Annotated in this window: 4 protein-coding genes; all 4 read left to right on the top strand. The window is 42.5% G+C overall.

All coding sequences use genetic code 11. From position 1 onward, the window contains the following. On the top strand, positions 1–1014 hold a 1014-nt coding region (locus V7L07_RS11810; protein ID WP_335057955.1), incomplete at its 5' end, for a substrate-binding domain-containing protein. 813 nt (positions 1015–1827) lie between these two features. Then, positions 1828–2793, top strand: a complete 966-nt coding sequence (gene nifH / locus V7L07_RS11805) for a nitrogenase iron protein (RefSeq protein ID WP_335057953.1) — start codon at positions 1828–1830, stop codon at positions 2791–2793. A 371-nt stretch (positions 2794–3164) separates the two neighbouring features. Continuing rightward, complete coding sequence (nifE, locus tag V7L07_RS11800) at positions 3165–4559, top strand: nitrogenase iron-molybdenum cofactor biosynthesis protein NifE (RefSeq protein ID WP_335057951.1); 1395 nt, start codon at positions 3165–3167, stop codon at positions 4557–4559. Further along, the gene (gene nifN, locus V7L07_RS11795) at positions 4559–5869 is read left to right on the top strand and encodes a nitrogenase iron-molybdenum cofactor biosynthesis protein NifN (RefSeq protein WP_335057949.1); all 1311 of its coding nucleotides are present in this window, start codon (positions 4559–4561) and stop codon (positions 5867–5869) included. Before nifE ends, nifN begins: the two co-directional genes overlap by 1 nt. Positions 5870–6233: the final 364 nt, after the last annotated feature.

Raw genomic sequence — 6233 nt, 5'->3', positions numbered from 1 at the left:
TCGGGACTATATGCTCCCTCAGTAGCCATCACACTTCGCTTGGCCAAAGCGCTTGGGTGTCAAGTTGAGGATCTATTCTGGTTAGAGCGGGATTTACCTGAAATTGAGGCTGTTCTTGCCAAACCTGTTCCTAATGGTCAGCAGCTACGAGTTAGCATGGCTCGTGTGGGAGGACAATGGATAGCTTACCCCTTGATTGGCAAGGATGCTTTTCGCCAAGATATGATTCCGGCTGATGGTGAAAGTACAAGCCTTGCAGGTACAAATAAAGTTCGAGTCCGTCTTTTAGACGATAATCTCGAAACACTTCACAACACCGTTGTGATTGCTGGTTGTGCCCCTGTGATTTCACTATGGGCAAGAGCCACTGAACGCTGGCATCCCCAACTGCGAGTTCAATATAACTTCGCCAACAGCATGGCTGCATTGCACAGTCTATGCAGAGGTGAGGCGCACATCGCTGGGATGCATTTGTACGATCCTGAAACTGGTGAGTATAATACTCCCTTTGTTCGAGATGTTCTGGCTGGAAGAGAAGCAGTTCTAATTACCCTTGGTGTTTGGGAAGAGGGACTTTTGTTGAAGTCTGGCAACCCAATGGGAATTAGAACAATTAGTGACTTAGTTGCTGGGGGAGCGACTATTGTTAACCGCGAAATCGGTTCTGGTAGTAGAATGCTTTTGGAACAAACACTCCAAAAAGAGCAGATACCGTTCGATGCTGTTCAGGGCTTTGATAATGTACTCAAAAGTCACCAAGATGTTGCCCAAGCTGTAGTCAGAGGAGTTGCTGATGCTGGTATGAGTACGGCATCTGTAGCTACCGCCTTTGGGCTGGGATTTATCCCTTTACATCAGTCACGATATGATTTGGTGATTCTCAAGGAATATTTAGAAGAAGCACCAGTACAGCAGTTGCTCAGTACTTTGGGACATCGGCTGGTTCACTCCCAATTTGAAATTCTCGGTGGTTACGATATCAGCAAAATTGGGGAAGTTGTAGCAACTCTTTAGAGTGGATTGCAATGGTTGGTTGTGTGATTTAGGGAAACTTGACGTAAATTTAAATCCTGCTGCAACCACTTTTTAGGTATGAGCAACCTTTGATAATTCGTAATTCGTAATGACGCTCGCGGACTCGCTACCGCTACGCTAACGTAATTCGTAATTAGGAAATTCGGATTGAATTGTGGTTTCCAGCTTGGAATCTGTAGCTTTCTTTTGTCTAATTGGTATTACTACTGCCAGAGAAATTATTTCAGTGAGGGTCTGGTAATACTTGCAATATTCCTTGAGTGATGTCTTATCGCTCTAGCGATTAGTCAGAAAAAACAATGACTAATGACCGAATGACACTAAGAAAAGCTATAAGTCTTGCCCTAACTGGTTCCCAGCCTGGAGGCTGGGAACCCATTCTTGGAGGCTCCGCCTCCAGTGGGCTGACCAGAGGCAGAGCTTCTTGGAACACATTCCCAGTCTTCAGACTGGGAACAAGGTGACACAAGCCTTTCGCCTTTTCTTAGTGCCACTCACTAATGGCCAACGAAAACCGACCATAACTTAAATATGTTCTGGATACAGACTCTTTTTGCTGTAGAACGAGCGCCTCCAACAACGTTCTACATAAGGTTACTGCTGTAACTTGACAGCAAATATCTCTGGTAGGCACTACTTTAGACATCTCCAGAAATTAAATATGCGTTACCCAGAACCCTTGTAAAGACGTAGCACTGCTACGTCTCTACATTCTTTTTCGGAGATGTCTTTTGTGCTAACCCCTCATAAACCGACTGACTCACCAAACAAACAATTGCAGGATAAATTATCATGTCCGACGAAAGAATTAGACAGATTGCTTTTTACGGTAAAGGTGGTATTGGTAAATCTACTACTTCCCAAAACACCCTGGCTGCAATGGCAGAAGTGGGTAAACGCATTTTAATTGTCGGATGTGACCCGAAAGCTGATTCTACCCGTTTGATTTTGCACTGTAAAGCTCAAACTACCGTGCTACATTTAGCTGCTGAACGGGGCGCTGTGGAAGATATCGAACTCGAAGAAGTGGTGATAACTGGCTTCCGGGATATCAGATGCGTAGAATCAGGCGGGCCAGAACCGGGTGTAGGTTGCGCCGGTCGGGGTATCATCACCGCCATTAACTTCCTCGAAGAAAACGGCGCTTACTCAGACGTAGATTTCGTATCCTACGACGTATTGGGCGACGTTGTGTGTGGTGGTTTTGCGATGCCAATTCGTGAAGGTAAAGCCCAAGAAATCTACATCGTTACTTCTGGTGAAATGATGGCGATGTTTGCTGCTAATAACATTGCTCGTGGGGTTCTCAAATATGCTCACACTGGTGGAGTACGTTTGGGTGGGCTAATTTGTAACAGCCGGAAAACTGACCGGGAAGACGAACTAATTAGCACCCTTGCAGCTAGATTAAGTACCCAGATGATTCACTTTGTCCCCCGTGACAATATCGTGCAACACGCCGAATTGCGTCGGATGACTGTAAACGAGTACGCACCCGACAGCAACCAAGCTAATGAATACCGTACATTAGCAGACAAGATTATCAACAATACAAATCTTGCTGTTCCCACACCCATCGAAATGGATGAGCTAGAAGATTTGTTGATTGAATTCGGTATCCTTGAAAGTGAAGAAAATGCTGCGAAACTAATTAGCCAAGCAGATGCGGCTAAGAAACAAGAAGACGCTGAAGGTGAAGCATTAGAAGCACTGAAAAAAGGAAATATAGAAATAGTTTCTGGTAGCGAGAAGAAGTAAGATTCTTGTTCAGACTCCGATGCTAAAGGCAGAGTAAATATCAGGTGGGCTATTTTGGCCCACCCTCTGACTAATCCTTTAAAATGGAGGTAGTGGAATAGCCAATCCTAACTCTCTGCATTTAAATCACTGTGTTAACACTAATCTACTAAGGTGTACACGGCAACATTAATACTTGAATAGTCTAGTTCGTGTTTTTGTTTTCTCCTTCTCTAACCTAGTTGGTGTTTATGTTTTAGGGGATGGGAAATTATTTTTCTCATTCCCTTTTATTCCATGCTTTAGATACACGGTTAATAAATGAAAATCCTATCAAAGCCTTTTGGAATCCACTTAACACCTAATAACTTCTACCTATTGTCACCAAACAAATGAATCCCACTCCAGGAAAAATTAACGATTCGTTCAGTGACTTCAATTCTGAAGATGCTCATCAGCAGCAGAAACTACACAAAAAAAAGTCCTCTACACAATTACCACAACCTGGAACTACTCAAGGGAGTTGCGCTTTTGATAGTGCAATGATTACTCTAGTACCAATCACTGATGCTGCTCATGTAGTTCACGGGCCAAGTGGCTGTGCTGCCAGTATTTGGGGAAGTTACAGCAGTCTCTCTTCTGATTCGATGCTGTATAAAATACGTTTTACCAGTGACATCGACGAGAATGATATCATCTTTGGTGGAGCCAAAAAGCTGTACAAAGGCATTTTAGAATTAGCAAGACGCTACAAACCTGCGGCAGTATTTGTCTACTCTACTTGCATCACCGCCTTGATTGGAGATGACATCGAGGGGGTTTGTAAAAATGCTACCGAGAAAACAGGAATACCCACTATACCTGTACATTGTCCTGGCTTTATTGGGAACCAAAATTTGGGCAACCGTGTCGCTGGTGAAGCGTTGCTAGAACACGTTATTGGAACAGCTGAACCAGAAAATAGTACACCTTATGACATCAACTTAATTGGTGAACATAACATTGCAGGTGCAATATGGAATGTTCTACCGTTATTGGAGAAATTAGGTATCAGAGTTTTGGCAAAAATTACAGGCGATGCTATCTACAAAGAAGTTTGCTATGCTCATCGCGCCAAGCTGAACGTGATTCTCTCCTCGAAAGCACTAATTAACATGGCAAAAAGCATGGAGAAAAAATATGGCATTCCCTATATTGAAGAGTCTATCTATGGTATAGAGTCAATCAATCAATGTTTAAGGAATATTGCTGCAAAGTTAGGTAATTCTGATTTGCAAGAACGTACAGAAAAGCTAATTGTAGAAGAAACTGCTGCAATAGATGAAAAACTCGCTTTGTATATTACCCGACTACAAGGTAAGCGCGTTATCCTTTCTATTGGAAGTTTCAAGAGTTGGTTGATTATCTTTACGGCTAAAAAATTGGGGATGGAAGTTATTGCTATTAGTACTAAGAATAATACTGACGAGGATAGAATTAGGGTCAAAAGTTTACTGGGTCAAGATGGCATAATTCTAGAACAAAATAGTCCTGAAGAAATTTTACAGATAATTAACGAAAATCAAGTTGATATGTTAATTGCTGATAAACGCCATCAAGACGCTTCTCTCACAGCTAGGATTCCATTTTTAGATATTAATCAAGAACGCAATCATCCTTATGCAGGCTATATAGGAATTTTAGAGGTAGCACGAGAGTTGTATGCCACTTTTTACAATCCTGTATGGGAGCAAGTATACCAGCCAGCCCCGTGGTCAGCAGGAAATTCTTCAGAGGAGAACATTTGATGGCGATTATTAGCGTTACGAGTACATCAGTTGCAGTTAATCCCCTGAAGCAAAGCCAAACTGTGGGTGCAGTTTTAGCCTTTTTGGGGTTGAAGGGAATGATGCCTTTATTACATGGTTCTCAAGGCTGTACTGCTTTGACTAAGGCGGTATTAGTACAACATTTCCGTCAGACGATTCCCCTTTCCAGTACGGCGATGACTGAAGTTGCAACCATTTTGGGTGGTGAAGAAAGAGTTGAACAAGCAATCTTGACTTTGGTACAGAGATCCAAACCAGAAATTATCGGTCTTTGTAGCACTGGACTGGTAGAAACCAGAGGTGATGATATGGGACGCTTTGTGAAGGAAATTCGCCACCGTCATCCAGAACTGGATTATTTACCAATTGTGCTTGTCTCTACACCGGATTTCAAAGGTACATTACAAGATGGCTTTGCTGGTGCCGTTGAGAGTATAGTCAGGGAAATTCCTCAAAAAAGCTCCAATCAAGATGCTTGTGCCACACAAATCACTATTTTGGCGAGTTCTGCCTTTACACCAGGGGATGTACAGGAAATCAAAGAAATTGTCACTTCTTTTGGACTTGTACCTATTGTTGTACCCGATCTTTCTGGCTCACTAGATGCTTCTATAGAAGATTCTTCTAGTGCCATTACAGCTAATGGCACGAATGCAGTACAGTTGCGCTCAATTGGTAGTTCTGTATTCACTTTGGCGCTGGGTGACAGTATGCGGGGTGCAGCACAAATTTTGGAGCAGAGATTCAATATACCTTATGAGGTATTTGGTGAACTCACAGGACTAACAGCAGTAGATAAATTCCTACAAGCATTGGCGGATATCAGTGGCGTTAGCATACCGGAGAAATACCGCCGTCAACGCCGTCAGTTGCAATATATGATGTTAGAGAATCACTTTTACTTTGGTTGCAAGCGAGTTTCTTTGGCGCTGGAACCAGATTTACTTTGGTCAACAGTTGCTTTTTTGCGATCGCTAGGAGTTGAGATTCACGCAGCGGTGACAACAACACGCTTTCCTCTGTTAGAAAAACTACCGATCAAGAGCGTCACTATTGGCGATTTGGAAGACTTTGAGCAATTGGCGGTTGGATCTGATTTACTAATTACCAACTCTCATGGAGTGGCGATCGCTCAACGCTTAAAAATTCCTCTCTATCGTCAAGGGATTCCCATTTTTGACCGCTTAGATCATGGTCAATTTACCAAGGTTGGCTATCGAGGTACTATGCAACTTTTATTTGATATTGGCAATCTGTTTTTAGAGCAGGAAATAAAGGTTAAGCATTAATACAGACCCAATTCCAACTGTTATCACAGTAGTACCAATAATATTGGTACTAATTAGCACAAGATACAATCTTGCCAATCAAGTTCAGCTTTGATAATTAGTATCAAGGCTATTAGCTGTTCTTCTAAGAGCGCCCTGATATTAACCTGAGTTCGATGAACCTCTCCCTCCCAACCTCCCTCTCCGAAACGGAAAGGGAGGAGCAACGAAAAATTAAGCTTTTTGCTCCCCTCTCCGTGTGAGATCAAATAAGACTTGTCGAACTCACGTGATAAGCTATTCCACATTTAACTTGCAATAGTAATATTGCCCTTATTCTTAACTTTTCTTCCCCATTTAATAATTAACTCTCCTTGATTTAACA

The organism is Nostoc sp. (assembly GCF_036916985.1).
Taxonomy (GTDB): Bacteria; Cyanobacteriota; Cyanobacteriia; order Cyanobacteriales; family Nostocaceae; genus Nostoc.
The sequence above is the reverse complement of the archived record's forward strand: the minus strand, read 5'-3'. Positions and strand labels throughout refer to the sequence as shown.